The organism is Acutalibacter sp. 1XD8-36 (assembly GCF_009917525.1).
Lineage (GTDB): Bacteria > Bacillota > Clostridia > Oscillospirales > Acutalibacteraceae > Acutalibacter.
This window is the reverse complement of record NZ_QZDU01000001.1, coordinates 40,346-54,576: the sequence shown is the minus strand read 5'-3', so window position 1 is coordinate 54,576 and position 14,231 is coordinate 40,346. Positions and strand designations below refer to the sequence as shown.

Annotated in this window: 17 protein-coding genes; all 17 read right to left on the bottom strand. The window is 59.1% G+C overall.

What is annotated here, in order from left to right:
- Positions 1 to 5: 5 nt before the first annotated feature.
- On the bottom strand, positions 6 to 1,031 hold the full coding sequence (locus D5270_RS00390) for a phage tail protein (protein ID WP_166542235.1): 1,026 nt from the start codon (positions 1,029 to 1,031) through the stop codon (positions 6 to 8).
- Positions 1,024 to 2,178, bottom strand: coding sequence for a baseplate assembly protein (locus tag D5270_RS00385; RefSeq protein WP_166542234.1), 1,155 nt, complete (start codon positions 2,176 to 2,178; stop codon positions 1,024 to 1,026). The genes D5270_RS00390 and D5270_RS00385 overlap by 8 nt, the downstream gene beginning before the upstream one ends.
- Positions 2,171 to 2,482, bottom strand: a complete 312-nt coding sequence (locus D5270_RS00380; protein ID WP_166542233.1) for a GPW/gp25 family protein — start codon at positions 2,480 to 2,482, stop codon at positions 2,171 to 2,173. The genes D5270_RS00385 and D5270_RS00380 overlap by 8 nt, the downstream gene beginning before the upstream one ends.
- An 11-nt stretch (positions 2,483 to 2,493) precedes the next feature.
- Entirely contained in the window at positions 2,494 to 2,889 is a 396-nt protein-coding gene (locus tag D5270_RS00375; protein WP_161474324.1) for a phage tail protein, read from the bottom strand.
- A gap of 14 nt (positions 2,890 to 2,903) precedes the next feature.
- Positions 2,904 to 3,395 (bottom strand): hypothetical protein, encoded by a 492-nt coding sequence (locus tag D5270_RS00370; protein WP_161474325.1) that lies wholly within the window; start codon positions 3,393 to 3,395, stop codon positions 2,904 to 2,906.
- A gap of 10 nt (positions 3,396 to 3,405) precedes the next feature.
- Positions 3,406 to 4,434, bottom strand: a complete 1,029-nt coding sequence (locus tag D5270_RS00365; RefSeq protein ID WP_161474326.1) for a phage late control D family protein — start codon at positions 4,432 to 4,434, stop codon at positions 3,406 to 3,408.
- A 2-nt stretch (positions 4,435 to 4,436) separates the two neighbouring features.
- Positions 4,437 to 4,661, bottom strand: coding sequence for a tail protein X (locus D5270_RS00360; RefSeq protein ID WP_161474327.1), 225 nt, complete (start codon positions 4,659 to 4,661; stop codon positions 4,437 to 4,439).
- Positions 4,662 to 4,672: 11 nt separating this feature from the next.
- Complete coding sequence (locus tag D5270_RS00355) at positions 4,673 to 7,933, bottom strand: phage tail tape measure protein (RefSeq protein ID WP_166542232.1); 3,261 nt, start codon at positions 7,931 to 7,933, stop codon at positions 4,673 to 4,675.
- 168 nt (positions 7,934 to 8,101) lie between these two features.
- The gene (locus tag D5270_RS00350) at positions 8,102 to 8,467 is read right to left on the bottom strand and encodes a phage tail assembly protein (RefSeq protein WP_166542231.1); all 366 of its coding nucleotides are present in this window, start codon (positions 8,465 to 8,467) and stop codon (positions 8,102 to 8,104) included.
- Positions 8,468 to 8,500: 33 nt separating this feature from the next.
- Positions 8,501 to 9,025, bottom strand: a complete 525-nt coding sequence (locus tag D5270_RS00345; RefSeq protein WP_166542230.1) for a phage major tail tube protein — start codon at positions 9,023 to 9,025, stop codon at positions 8,501 to 8,503.
- 6 nt (positions 9,026 to 9,031) lie between these two features.
- A complete protein-coding gene (locus D5270_RS00340; RefSeq protein WP_166542229.1) occupies positions 9,032 to 10,519 on the bottom strand; it encodes a phage tail sheath family protein in 1,488 nt (495 codons plus the stop codon).
- Positions 10,520 to 10,822, bottom strand: a complete 303-nt coding sequence (locus D5270_RS00335; protein ID WP_166542228.1) for a hypothetical protein — start codon at positions 10,820 to 10,822, stop codon at positions 10,520 to 10,522.
- Positions 10,819 to 11,373 carry a hypothetical protein gene (locus D5270_RS00330; RefSeq protein WP_166542227.1) on the bottom strand — a complete coding sequence of 185 codons (555 nt, stop codon included), beginning with the start codon at positions 11,371 to 11,373 and terminating at the stop codon, positions 10,819 to 10,821. Before D5270_RS00330 ends, D5270_RS00335 begins: the two co-directional genes overlap by 4 nt.
- Positions 11,370 to 11,969, bottom strand: coding sequence for a phage tail protein (locus D5270_RS00325; protein WP_166542226.1), 600 nt, complete (start codon positions 11,967 to 11,969; stop codon positions 11,370 to 11,372). The genes D5270_RS00330 and D5270_RS00325 overlap by 4 nt, the downstream gene beginning before the upstream one ends.
- Entirely contained in the window at positions 11,966 to 12,301 is a 336-nt protein-coding gene (locus tag D5270_RS00320; protein ID WP_166542225.1) for a hypothetical protein, read from the bottom strand. Before D5270_RS00320 ends, D5270_RS00325 begins: the two co-directional genes overlap by 4 nt.
- On the bottom strand, positions 12,298 to 12,663 hold the full coding sequence (locus tag D5270_RS00315) for a DUF2190 family protein (protein WP_166542224.1): 366 nt from the start codon (positions 12,661 to 12,663) through the stop codon (positions 12,298 to 12,300). The genes D5270_RS00320 and D5270_RS00315 overlap by 4 nt, the downstream gene beginning before the upstream one ends.
- Positions 12,664 to 12,678: 15 nt before the next feature.
- Entirely contained in the window at positions 12,679 to 14,229 is a 1,551-nt protein-coding gene (locus tag D5270_RS00310) for a phage major capsid protein (RefSeq protein WP_166542223.1), read from the bottom strand.
- Positions 14,230 to 14,231 lie beyond the last annotated feature (2 nt).

Below are 14,231 nucleotides of genomic sequence, written 5' to 3'. Positions count from 1 at the left end.
TCTCCTTATACAGTAATTTTTTGATATACTCCCAGCACCGCAACACCAAACTTTGTTGTAGCCGTGCTTTTGGGCCATGCCAGTTTCTTAGGCTGCACGGTAGCCCGGTGGTACATGGTCTGACTCAGCACTACCATTTCCGCAGCCCCGGACACACCCACTCTCGGCCAGCGGAGCGCCACCCTGGGAACATTCACGGAACACACGCCGGACATCCCCAGAAGGGCACCACCCAGCAGTACCCGGGTCTTTACCCTGGGCCATTGCAGGCTCACTCTGGGCAGCTCCACCGAACACACACCAAATGCTCCCAGGTGAACCGCTCCGGCCAGAGCGCCAATCCTGACGCGCGGCCAGCTGGCCTTTATCTTCGGCAGCTCTACCGAGCATATGCCGGAAGAAGCCAGAAACACAGCGCCGGACGCGGCGCCAACCTCCGACCGGGGCCAGTGTGAGTCCGGCTTCAAGCTCACCCAGACTTGTCCACTATGGCTCAAAAGCACAGCCCCGGCATATGCCAGGGCTGTGGGCGCTTTTATGAAATACTCTATTCCGTCCAGATGAGAACGGAGATTTTTACACACGTTGATGGCATTGATAACCTGGCGGTCTTTTTCCAGGCTGAAGATGTCATCTGTGATATTGACTTTCATCTTGAAGTGAAAGGGTTCGCCGCCGTACTCAAACCATTCCTGCAGCTGGCTCCCCCCGAAGATGGTACGGGTGGCCCAATTGATGGCCTGGGGAGTACCCAGCTTTGCATAGAACGGCAGAGTGCCCGCTATCAGTTCCCGCTTGACTTCAATGGGAAAACTGTCCTCATAGGCCGGAGCCCGTAGCTCTACCGCCAGATAGTCCAGCACCCATTCGTCCAGATTCTCCACCACGGCCATGAGCCTGGTACGTTCTGCCAGGGCTAGGAGCCGCTGCTTCTCCTGCAGGATAGCGTACCCTATGGAGACGGTCTCCGGATTGTAGGACATGGGGTTGTTTATCAGGTCTGTGATTTTACCGTCCCGGAGGTCAATCATCTTCCAGCCCCCCATACTTTACAGACAGCTCCCCCAACTGGGCCACCTGGGTTTCCGTTACCGGGGTGAAAATGGGGCTTGCCAGCTCTACTCTTTTGGCCCCAGCCTCACGGATCCGCCGCACCAGTTCCGTGGGGTTCACATCCCTGCCGATTTCTGTGGTCTGCCAGGTGATGAAATCCTGGACGGCTTTCTGCACCTCTGCCTGGATGGCAGCCGCCGTGGCCTGATTGGAGCGGGCGATACGATAGGTGAGCTTAAGGTCAAAGAACTTGACGTCCGGCGCGGACACAGTCACACGGTCGGTCATGGGCCGCACTTCTTCTCTGGCCAGATAATCGGTCAGGCCATCCACCACTTCCTCATCCGGCAGGCTCCCGTCCTGCATGATGATGTACACCACCACTTCCCCGGGTGTAGGGCTGACGGGCCGCACAGAGCCGATGTCCGTATTGTAGGTCTTGGTCCAGAAGGTATAGGCGTCCTGAGAACCGGCGGTACTGTAGCCGGAGGGCGCCAGGAACGTGCGCTCCGCCAGGCTCTTGTCGTCCTCCACATCCGTGCCGCCAGCCGTAACAGTGACATTTTCCACACGCTCCACATAGGGCAGCGGGTCCACCAGAATGTTGAGCTGCCCCGGCAGGAAACCGTTGCCCTCCACACCGCTGACCGTACACTCCGCCTCTACGTCCATGAACATCTCCCCGGCGGGCACCTCCCCATACTGCAGGGTCTTAAAATACAGATTATTACCGTTGGTCACTCTGGTCTCCGCCGGGATGGCGCTGGCGTAGGGCTTCTCCGCCGAGAGGGTGAATCGCAGGGTCGTCCGGGCGGGGCTGGCCCCATGCCGGGTGACTCCCCTGGTACCGGCCAGGTTGTCCAGAAAGCCGCCGTAGCTGTATTTGAGAAGGTCCTGCTTCCCGGCCCTGTCCACAAACTGCTCTATCTGGTACAAATCCAGGGCGATGGCGTAAAGCTGTACCCGTACCGGGTCGGCGGCCCCCAGGCTCACAGTTTTCCCGGTAACCTCCTTGTACCGCTTCTCGTAGTTGCTCACCAGCCTCTGCATCATGGCGTCCAGGCTGTCGTTCTCAATGAAGGAAATATCCGGCAGGTCATACACCGATTTTAAGAGGTTATCCACTTCCAATCACCACCTTAACCCCCAGATTCCCGGCAGGGTCCGGGACAAAGCTCACATCCCGCACACGCACACGAGGCTCCCATTTCTCTATGGCGTCTATCACCTCCACAGCCATCATGCTTTGGGCCGTGTCCAGGGGGTAGTCCAGCACGGAGGTGTCAATGCCGAAATCCCGGTAGAGCGGGTCGGTGCCCACCGGGGTCAGAAGAATATTCTCAATGTTGCGGACGATCTCCCGCCGCTGGGCCTCATCGCCCCCAGCACGGTCAAAGGAGATTTCTATCCCGGACAGAGTGATACTCATACACGCACCCCCTACAGGTATTCTTCCATCGTCACGGTCACTTTGGCCCTCACCAGCTCGCCCCGGTTCAGCACGGTTTCCCATGCCTCGCTGAGATTGGTGATGCGCCACTTGTTTTTCCCTATGCGCCGGCTGCCTATCACCAGAGGGTACACCCGGCCAGTTTCCGCATACTCGCAGAGCTTATCCAGCATGGCCCTGGGCCGCACCCCCAGAAGGGCGTTGAGTTCCATCGTGAAGGTCAGCTTCTGCAGGGCCGGCCGGAGATACTCGACTTGGTCCTTCAGCCCGATCCGGCTGTGGGTGGCCCACTCGGAGGCCACAGTCCGGCTCATATCGTTAAAGGTAAGTACTTTCTTATCGCTGACAGAAAACACCAGGCCTGGCCCCCAGCTGCCGATTGGCATACGCACACCTCCCCTTAATGCGGCCCACTTGTTCCACCATGCACACCGGTGTGGGTGTGGCCTGTAAGGCTGATTCCGCTGGCTATCACATCGCCGTTTACAGTCACATTGCCCGGAACAATGATATTGATATTCCCGCTGTCCCGGTTCATTTCCAGGATGCAGGAGCCGACCTGAATCTTATACACCCCGGTGTTGGCGTCGTACCTTTCATAGGCTTCCCCAGGCTTTTTGTAGTTGTACTCCTTGCGGTACAGTCCCTTGAAGCCCTCCGCCGGGCGCCACTCGTTATGCCAGGTAGGCCCCAGGATGAATGCCATGCCGGTACCGTTGGACAGATGGGCCACTAGCACCTGATCCCCAACCTCCGGCATCATGTACTGCCAGGAGAGGAAAGGGAACTCGGCGGTGGTGCTGCCGCCCTTATCCTCGTAGGTCACACGGGCCGTGCCCTTTGGGTAGTTGAAGCTGGAGATTTTTCCGATGCGTAAGTATTGGGTCTGCATGGCGTCCTCCTTACGATACCGTACTGGATGCTGATTTTGCGGCCGTCACTCTGGGCTGCACCAGCCGCATATCCAGAGCCATCTTGTAGCCGCTGCCGATATCGTGGTCTATCTTCTCCACATAAAACTTGCCGGAGAGCTTGCCCAGGCCCCTGATTTCCACACAGTCGGAGGCAATCAGTCCGGGCCGGGCCATCATGGTGATGCTCATGGTGGTGGCCCCCCGGTTGGCCTTGTTCAGCGCGGCCAGGGCGATCAGCGTGGCTTCCCCCAAGTTTTCAGCGGCATCGTTCACTTCCAGAATGCGGCCCCCGCCTCCGGCGGTCACCGTGAAGGTGCGGTTCTTCTCACTGTTGGTGTACTGGTACTTCACCCCGGTATAGGTCTGGTCCAGCTTGGTATTCCATGACCAGCCGGGTTCAAAGTCCTTTTCGGTGAGGATGAGTTTGGGGGCCTTATCCTCGTACTTTCCTTCATCGAACACCACCAGCTTGTCATTGTATATTTTCAGCGCGTATCCGTACTTCTCCACCAGGGAGCCGAAGAACGCGCAGTCGGTCTGGTTGTTCTGCTCCACCTTCTCGATGCTCACGGCCCCGGCCTCATAGTGCAGGGCTACTTTGGCCCTGGCGGCCACGATTTGGCCGATTTCCTTAAGGGTGGTACTCTCATAGGTTTCTGTGCGTTCAGTGGCCTTAAAGCCGCTGTCAGCGGGCAGAGCGAGGCCCTCCAAATCCAGCCGGATGGGCCCGCCCTTAAAACTGAAATCATCCACCAGGAACTTCCCGCAGGGAAACTTGCCTTTCTGCCCGTCACGCTCCCAATTAAGGGTTTCTATGGTGGGCTGCAGCCGGTCCCCTTTTTGGGGGAACCAGCCGTTTATCCACCTGCGGTCCCGGTCATTGATGGAGATACTGATACTGTCGCTGGAGCCGGAGGCCACATCCGTGTATTTGAAGGAGCTGAGATAGGGGGCCAGCTGCACATTGGCGTTGGTACCGTTATACAGCAGGGCCACCCTAGCTTTTCTCGGATCCATAGCTACTTCCTCCATTCAGGCAGGCTGTCCGCTGTCTCATAGTCATCCACGTCCGGCACAGCGACCACGATGCCAGTGGGAAACACCTGGTAATCCAGGAGCCGGATATTCTCCCGAGCCTCCATCAGAAGCTGCGTGTGCCGGGGCAAAGCACGAGGTTCCCCGCCGTAGGCTCTCAGCGCGATGGTGTCCCAGGTGTCGCCCATTATGGTGGTTATAGTATTCATGGCCGCGCCTCCTAGAAGTCTTTCCTGCTATGGTCTTTCATCCACTTGTTCATCATCTCATTGAACTTGCTCTGGGACATTTCCTCCGCGCCCTCCAGGTCGTCTTTGGTGGGAGCCTCGCCCTGGAAGTAATACTGCGGTGCGTAGGTGATCTGCATGGGAGGCCCGCCTGCGGTTGCAGGCTGCGGCCCACCTTTCACGCCATCCAGCAGGCCGGAAAAGGACAGCCGCCGGCTGTTTTCCGCCAAGCCTAGCTGCTGGCCCAGAGCGTTGATGCGCTCACGCACACCGCCGGCAGATTCAGCGAACATCCCCCGCATCTGCTGCCAGAGCGTGGAAAGGGGCAGCACAGCCTCTTTCCCTGCCTCGCCGCCGCCCAACAGGCGGTTGCCCTGCATCCCGAATATCTGGGCGCCGCTCAAAATACCGCCCTCTTTGTACCAGCTCACACTGAAATTAGGGGCCGTGGGCGGCTGCAGGCTGAAAGCCCCACTGATATTCACATGGGGCACCTTTAGATGCGGAAGTGACCAGGAGAAGTTCATGGCCGCCCGCATTTTGCCGATGGCGTTAGTAACCGCTGTGGCTGCCGCGTTCATCTTGGTTTCCACGGCGGATCGCACCCGCTCAAAGCTGGATGTGGTCTGCTGCACCACAGCGTCACAGCCGGTCTGAGCCGCGCTCTGCACCCCCGGCATACCGCTCTGCAGTCCGGCGGTCATGCCGTCCGTGTAAGCGGTGCCGGAAGCTACGGCGGAGGTGTTCACCGAGGCCAGCCCCTGATTGATGGAACCGTTCAGGGAGGCTGTGGCGGACGTACCCATGCTGGCCACCGTACTGTCCAGCTGGCCCGCGCCAGACGCTACCCCGGAGTTGATCCCGCTGGTAAGCGCCGCGCCAGCCGCGTTGGCGCTGGCGGTCATGCTGGGCAGGGAGGTGCTCAGGCTGTTCTGCATCCCGGTCACAGCGGATCGGCCCACTCCGCTGGCGGCTTCTTGAACCGCCGGAGTGGTGCTCTGTATGGCGGCTGCGGTGCTGTCGCCAGTTTCCTTGCCCTTGCCGGTGAAGAAGCTGGTCACATTGTTCCAGATATTCCCCACAGACTCGAACAGGCCACCGACTGCGGACAGGATGCCATCTTTAATTGCGTTAAGGATATCCATGCCCAGCTGGAGCCAGTCGATGCTTAGAACGCCATCCACTAAGGTCATGAAGATGTCCCAGCCCACCTGCAGCCAGTTCACGGAGGTAAGTGCGGTAATAATCGACCAGGCTATCTGGGGGATAGCCGCCAGCAGGGAGGGGATAGCCTGTAAAAGCCCCTGGGCCAGCGTTACAATAAGCTGCACACCGGCCTGCAGGATGGTGGGAATATTGGATATAATTCCGTTCGCCAGGCTGGAAATGATGGAGGGCACCGCCGAGATAATTGCCGGCAGCCCCTGCATCAACCCGCTCACCAGGCCGTTGATAAGGGCAAGGGCCCCGTCAATGAGCATCCCCGCGTTGGCGCAAATGGACGCTACCAGGTCGACCACCATCTGTACACCCTGCTGAATGACCGTGGGAAGGTTCGCCTGAAGCTGGGAGCCAAAGTCGCTCATCAGCGTAAAGGCCGCGGCGGCTATCTGGGGTATGGCGGTAAGGATCCCCTGCACCAGCTGGCCTAAAATCTGGCCGCCCATTGAGAGCAGCTGGGGCAAAAGCACACCGATCCCGCCGATGAGCTGGACAATGATGTCCGTACCGGCAGACAGGATGGTGGGGAGGTTCGCTGTAATTCCGGCTCCCAGGCTTTGCATTGTCTGGGAGCCTATGGCAATTACGTTGGGTATCTCCCCGGCCATGCCTTGTAGGAATTGGGCCAGAAGTGCCGCCCCGGTGCTCCAGAATTCCGAATAGAAACCCGCAAAGGCTCCCAGCCCTTGAACGACCAGCTGGGAGAGGCCCTGGGCCAGTACAGGGCCGTTCTGTACCAGTCCGTTCAGCAGGCTGGTAGCGATGACCGAGGCCATCATGATAAACTGCGGGGCAAAGTCCACCACCTTTGTGAAAGCATTGCTTAGCACATTGCCCACGGCAGAGGCCATGCCCTCAAAGCCACCATTGTTGAGTGCGTCTGATAGGGTGTAGATTTGCTCTGTAGCGAATTGCGCCGCGCCCCGGAGGGGCTCTTGCAGGTTCTGGTATACCCGTATCCCGGTATCCTCCAGGGCCGATTGCAGGGTAGCCAGGTCGCCGTTGAGGTTGTCCAGTTTGGTCGCCCGCATGGTTTCCAGTGCGCCATCCGCATTGTATAGCTGCTGGCTTAGGGCCTCCCATTCAGACACACCGTCCGCTGTAGTAGTGTTGAGACCGGACATCAGGTCGTTCAGCGCGTCAATGTGCTGCTTGCCTCCTATGGCCGCAAGGGCCGCGTTGCGCTGTTCCTCCGAGAGCCCAGCCGTGGCCTGGTTTACTTTCTGAAGGGTCGCTTCCAGGCCGATAAACTTCCCCTCACTGTCAAAGGCAGAAATCCCCAGGCTTTCCATCATCTTGCCCGCCGCGCCTGTGCCCGTGGTTAAGTTCGCCATAATGGCGTTCAGTGCGTTGCCCGCCTCCGAGCCCTTGATGCCTCGGTTAGCCAGCACGCCCAGGGCGGTCGCCGTATCCTCTATGGGGATATTCAGCCCCTTCATGGTACCGCCCACCCCGATGAAGGCTTCCATCATGTGTTCAGCGGTCTGGTTGGATTTGTTCTGGGCCTTTGTTGCGATGTCCAGGTATCCCGCCAGGTTATCCACGGACACACCCGCCGCGGACATGGAGTCCGTTATCAAATCGGAACAGTGGGCCAGGTCCATACCAGACGCCTCGGACATTTTCAGCACCGATGGCAGAGCCGATATGGACGTGTCCACATCCCAGCCAGCAAGAGACATATACTCCAGGGCATTGGCGGATTCTGTTGCGGTTTTGGAGGTAGTGCGGCCCATTTCCATAGCCGCGGCCTCCAGCTTTTTGTACTCTGCCTCGGTGGCATTTGCCGTAGCCGCTGCGGAGGACATAGCCGCCTCAAATTCCCGCCCTGTGTTCACAGAAGCTACGCCGGCTGTAGCCAGCGCACCGCCTACAGCGGCCAGAGAGCCTGCGGCGACTTTCGCGCCTGTCGCCGCCATACCCCCCAGTCCCTTCAGGCCGGATACCGCTTTCTGCGCCGCGGAGATGGCGGAGCCAAAGTCCTTTTCCAGCTTAGCCGCGATCTTTATCGTTACTTGGGACGGCCCCGCCATACGCTCACCTGCCCTTGTTGGCCTTTAGGTCTTTCACATAGTCCGCCAGTTCTTTGGCTATCTGCAGAAGTTCCAGGTAGTCCATGTTCATCAGCTGGAATAAGTCACAGCGCATAGAGAAGGAGAGCTGCACACACAACTTGCGCAGCTCCCCTCCATCTCCCGGCCTTATTCCTCGCCGTAGAAAAAATTTGTTACCTTATTCTTGACTTTCTCCATCTCCCGGGGCGGCAGTCCCTCGAAGAACTCCACCGGCAGCTTTGCCGCCTTTGCCGCCATGATGCACACATAGTTGATGTTCATCTCCGGCAGCGGGGTAAACACACCGGTACGGGCCAGCCGCTTCTCCGCCTCGATCATGTCTTTGGTGGAGAGGTCCTCCAGGCCCGCCAGGTCCACCTCGGTGTAGTCTTTGTCCTCGAAGCGGTACGGCTTCTTAAACTCTACCAGGGTATCGGGTATAGGCTCCGCCTCGGGGGCCGCCAGCTCGGTCACGTTCTCGGTCACGTCGATGATGTTGTTGTCTTTTGCCATGATGATTGCCTCCTAAAATTTTTTTGCTTTCTATCAGGTGAGGGCGCGGACCTTTGCCAGCTGATCCACACCGTTTACCACGTACTTGGGGTTGAGCTTGTCCAGCTCCAGCTTCTTTTCGTTGCCCATCTCAATGAGAATGTAGGTCAGCTCCAGAGTGACGGAAGCGTCCATCACGTCATGCAGCTTGACCGTGCCGGGCTTGACCTTCTTGCACTTCCCCCGGAACACCACACGCAGGCCCATATAATTGGTGTTCTGCGTGGCCTGGTCCGTATACTGGATGGCGCCCCGGAGGGTAAGGCCTACCGCTTTCGTGGGGGCGATCATGTCAAAGAAATCTTTGTTGACCACCCGGAACGGTACCTCCTGCTCCAGGCTGCTGAAGTGCCCGGCTACCACAGCCTCGTATTCGCCCAGGATACCGGCCCCGGATACAGAAGCCGTGAGGGCCTCCAGGTCAGGGAGCGCAACCTCGCCGGTCACACCGACCTGCTTTTTGCCGGCATTATAGGTGTTGAAGTCATGGACGACTTCGGGGATTCCTGTTACTGCCATTTGCTATCAACCTCCATTCAGAGCCGCACTGAGAGCGTCGGGGTCAAATTCCAGAATGTTCAGAATGTCCTCCGCCGGCACATAGGGGGCAAGGTGCTGGTGGAAGGTGAGCTTGCCGTTGATCAGGTCCGTCACCGCGTTTTCCTCGGCGTTGAACTCGATGTAGGCCGCCGCGCACTTCCCCTGGGCCACATAGGCCCCGCCCCGGATGTTCTCCGTGTCCACAATGGCCTGGATCAGCCGGGGGTCAGCGGGATCGTCTACCTTCTGGGCATAGGTCAGGATGAAACTGTTGCCCCACCAGCTGAAGAACCGGCGGCAGCACAGCCACATATCTTTAGGATCGGAATTGGCCGGGTAGGCCGCTGTGCGGTTGCCCCAGGTTTTCCAGCCATTGTTGTTGATGGCCGTGGTCACGCCGAAGCTGTTGACCGCGTTGCCCTGGAGCTGGTCCAGAATGACCTCGCTCCCATCCGCCAGCACCGTGCCGGTGGCCCCAATGAGCTTGTTGGAGGGAGAGAGGCTGGGCACATCATCATTGCTGGCGTCCAGCTGGGCGGTCACAGCGGCCATAATGGCGGAGTACCAGAACCGCTGGGAGCCCACCTCGATGCAGGGCCACAGGGCCATGATGTGGATGGACGTACACCCTGCCGCTTCCTTTGCTTGCTTGACCTTGTCATAAGCGGTACAGCCCTCGGGAGTGCTGTCGATGTCAATGAAGCCCTCGCAGGAGAAGTAGCCGTTGATCTCCACGCACTTGGCCGCGATGGCTATGCCCACGTCCGGGATATGGCTCCAGCCGGGAGCCAGAAGCAGTCCAGGAGTCATGCCAAACTTGGGATACACCTGCCGGAGCACCTCCAAGCCCTTTTCACCACCAGAGGCGCTTGCACCGATGATATCCCACTCATCCACGGCCTCGGGGTCGATGGAGGTACACTCTACCTTAAGAGTTGCCGCCGTGCCGCCCGCCCCCGCGGGGGCAAGGCTTACCGCCAGATGGCCGTCGTCGTTAAAGGAGAGGATATAGTCCACGTCCGGGGTCAGGTCGGTTTCCGTGGCCCCGTCACCCTCGCCGGATACCGCCTTGACAGCGACCGTGTCCAGCAGAATGCCGGTCAGGGGCACCAGGGCCTCAAGATCCTCCACAGGTACGGTCTGCGGGTCGTTTTTCTTCTTATGGGTCTTGGGATCCAGGACGTTCACGAAAATAACCGGGGCCACCGCCGACAGCTTGAAGCTGGCGTACATGGCCGCGCACAAGGTGTACTTGTGGTGCCCCAGCGCATTCAATTCCTGGCTGTACCCCAGCTTTTTTACCGCCTCCGCCCAAGAGTAAGCAATCACCGGGGTGTTGGTGACGGTGTAGGGATCCTCCGCCAGATTGACGGGCGCGGTGCCGAACACCACCTGAAGCCCGGCTGTGCCCAGAATAGGGGCTACCAGGCTTGTGGCCTGTTCCTGCACCCTTACACCATGCTGAAACGCCAATTAAATCACCTCTTTCTGAACAATTTCCTGAATCTTGGCGCTGTCCTCCTGCGCCTTGCAGAACAGGGTGTAGCTGTGCCCCGCCTGCTGCTGGATCTGCGTCATGGCCTTGCCCAGCCCGGAGAAGGGAATGCAAAGCCCCGCCATATACGGCAGGGCTTTTACCACCTTGTTCAGTTCCTCGGGAAGGTCGTCATACACCGTGTTTCTGGCAGCCACGCCTGTGATGGTGGGGCCGATGTATACGGTCTTGGTTTTTTTGGCGGCCCTTTCCGCCGCCTTTACGGCTTCCTTTTTGGTCATGTTAAATCACTCCATTTCGCTCTGGGGGCCTGCATGGCAAAGGTCAACTGGCAGGCCCCGAAATAGTAAGGATAGCTTTCTTCGTCCTGAAGCGCCCACTCAAAGGGATCCTGGCACACGAACTGTCCCATGAGAAGGGGCGTTTCCTGGTAGTGCATCTGGATGCGCTCTATCATCTCCAGCACGGCCCTGTGGCCCTGGTTGATGGGGTCGTCGTCAAATATCCCGATGAACAGGATCACGTCTGCCTTATGGGCATCTGCGGGCCCTTCTATGCCGCCCTTGTCCGCCCGGACGATGATATAAGGGAAGGGATCCTCTGCCTCGGGGTCAATGGAGCCGTTGTCCATTGTCTTGAGGGGGAGGAACTGTTCATAGGCTTTGGGGGCTGCCATGCGGTGGGTGTGCCACTCCGGCACTGGCTGGGGCAGCTCCTTAAGCCAGTCAGGCCATTCTTCCTCCGGGGCCGCTTCCGGGGTCTTGAAAAAGTCGTTTTTGAACAGGGCCTCCAGGTCGGCGGCCACAGCCTTTTGCAAATCACGGACAATCATTCACCCATCAGCTCCCCAATTTTCTGCTGCACCTTTTGGTTGTAGATTTTCTGAATGTCTTTCTTCAGCACCCGCTTGGCGGCGCCCCGGCCCTCATACACCATTTCCAGCATTTTGGGCACAGACACCGAGTGCAGCACCTGCACCGGGTACCGGGCCGCGCCCTGGCGCTGGAGGATCTGCTTGGTGCGGCTTTTGCCGGAGGGGACGGTGGAGGAGAACGCCTTGATGCCGCTGGTGCCGCGAATCTCTTTGAGCCCGCCGCCGGCCACCACCTCTGCCTTTGCGCCGGGAGCTCCTTTTTTATGGCTCCTGGGCCGGGTGACATGGAACCGGGGAATATCCAGCTTCCTGCCCCCCGCGTGGATGGTGGCCACCAGATTGCTCACCGTGGCCCGGCGTATCTTCGCCGCGGAATTAAAACCCGCGTTTTTCACCGTGTACCGGTTCTGGGCCTCCTGGGCCAGCTGCTTCCGGGCCTCCACCGCCGTGCTGTTGATGGCGCTGCGCAGTACCTTTGGGGCTTGGTCTTTCATCTTCCCCAGCTTGCGCTCCACTTCCTCCAGGCCGGAAACGTCAACCTCAATGCGTATCATCTGCTTCTGTTCGCCTCCAATGTGATAGCATACACGCCACCTTCATCGGTGGCGTCTGCCACCTGATACTGCTTCCCATCCAGCTTGATGAGAACGCCATGAGGCGGGAATTCGCCGAAATCCTCAGCAGCCACATAGAGCAGGAGCTGTCTGACATACACACCGTCCATATTGGACTTCATGCGCTTCTCCCGCTCGATGTGCTCCATATCGTCCAGGACTGCCAGCATTTTGCGGCCATTGACGATATGGAGCTCCCCAAACTCAGCCGGGTTCAGGAACACCGCTTTGACGTCATTCTGAAGGGCCTCCTTGAATGTCCGCGCCCTCATCCCGGCAGCTTTACCAGCACAAAAATGTCGCCGGCCTCGCTGGGCGCGGCAGCATAGCCCGCCGGGGTGGTAGTCCCCTCCGTTGCCGTGGCGGTGATGCCCGCGCCGTCAAAGTGGACGGCCGTGCCCATCTCAATGGCGTCCGTGCCGGTCTTGGGCATTTTGAACACCCCCACCATGTGCAGGGAGCCCAGCTCGCCGGGCTTTATCTCGCCGCCGGTGACGCCGATCCTGCCGCCCACAACTACCACCGCGTCGCAGGGGATGGTCTTATCCGTGGCGTTCTTGTAGTCCAGGGCCTCACCCTTCTGGATGTACGCAGCGGTCACATGGGTCTTTGCGGCTTCTCTTGCTGTTGCCATAGTTCAGTTCCTCCCTTACGCGTTATTGAGGGGGCTTTCCAGCTTTACGCCGGGATTTTTAATAGCCCCACGATAGTCCATTACGTTGATGTTGAAGTCCAGGAAAATATCCCACACAAAGCCCAGCTGGCCTACCGTTTCACTGCGGCGGATGCTGGGTACCTCCTGGCCGTTGAGATAGTCCACCTCGATGAAAGCGGTGTCAGTTTTGGCGCCCGTCAGGAACCAGGGTACAGGGTTGCCCTCCCCGGCCAGCTGGTTGAGGGTGGCGTCCTCGATAACTTCCAGCCCCCGGTACTGGTAGAGCGGGTTCACGGCCTGGGTGTTATCCGTGGTATGAATGGCAGGAGAGTTGAAGAGGCTGTAGATGTCAAAGCTCAGCCCAACAGGCACAATAAAGGCTTCAGGCCGGATGATAATCGCCTGGTCGAACTGGTCCTTCTGGGTGCCGATGGCCATAATCATGGCCTGCACAGCCTCTCTGGTGATGCCAGTGCCATTCGCCAGCTGGTTCTTGTGGTCGCTGCAGAACAGGGCCTTGCCGTCATAGATTTTCTGTCCGGTCTTGCCCGCACGGGTCAAGCCCAGCAATTCCTGATAACAATGCCGGTTGATGGTGCGCCGGGCCGCCGCAGCGTAGCGGGCGGGCATCCGGGTCACCAGGTCGATATCGTCGTTAATGAACGCCTGGCGGGAAAGGGTGAACTGCTTGCCCCAGGTCTTGAGCTGCCGGGTGGGCAGCTTGGCGTCCACGGGCTTATCGTTTTTCAGCTCGCCGCCCTCCGGCACTTCCTCGAAGTCACCAATGGGCCCGGCCAGATAGTTGTTGTCGTGAACCTTAAAATCCTTCAGGCTGCCTTTGGTCGTCCAACGGTCAAAGGTCACCGGGGCTTTCTGGTGGCCCTCCACATAGGACTTTTCAATGGCATTGTCCAGAATGGCCGGAAATGCCGCAGTGGGGTTCAGGTATTGCCGCTGCATGATGGCCGTGAACAGCTCATCCGAGCTCATGCGCCGGGCCCCGGCCTCCCCAGCCCGCTCCATGCACTCAATAGCCAGGTCGCGCAGGCTCATGGCGGAGAACTGTCGGGCACCGTTCCCGGCCCCCTCGGGGGTCAAGCCACCCCGCATGACCAGGCCGTCGGCAGCGTCCCGCCTGAATTCATCCTCGCCGCTCTCGCCCACGGTAACGCGACTACCCAGGGGAGCGCCCTGCTTGATCATCTGATCCACCAGGGCGGCGCGGGTTTCATCCAGGGTCTTGCCCTCGGTGATGAACTTGTCCGGGTCAACACCCAGGCCCCGGCACATGGTAGTGATGCCAGCTACCCGCTGGCGCTCACCAGCGATGGCCTCATCCACCATCTGGCGGGTGTTGGGATCAGGCTCACCGCCCGGCTCATTTTCCTCCGCCTCGATTTCACGGGTCAGGTCGTCAATCTCCCTCTGGAGAGAATCGAACTCTGCCTTTTCCTCCGTGGTAAGGTCGCGGTTTGCGTCCTTTGCGGCATTCACAAGCTCCTGCTGGCGCAGCAGCTTTGCCGCCCGAATTGCTTTTCTGCCCATTC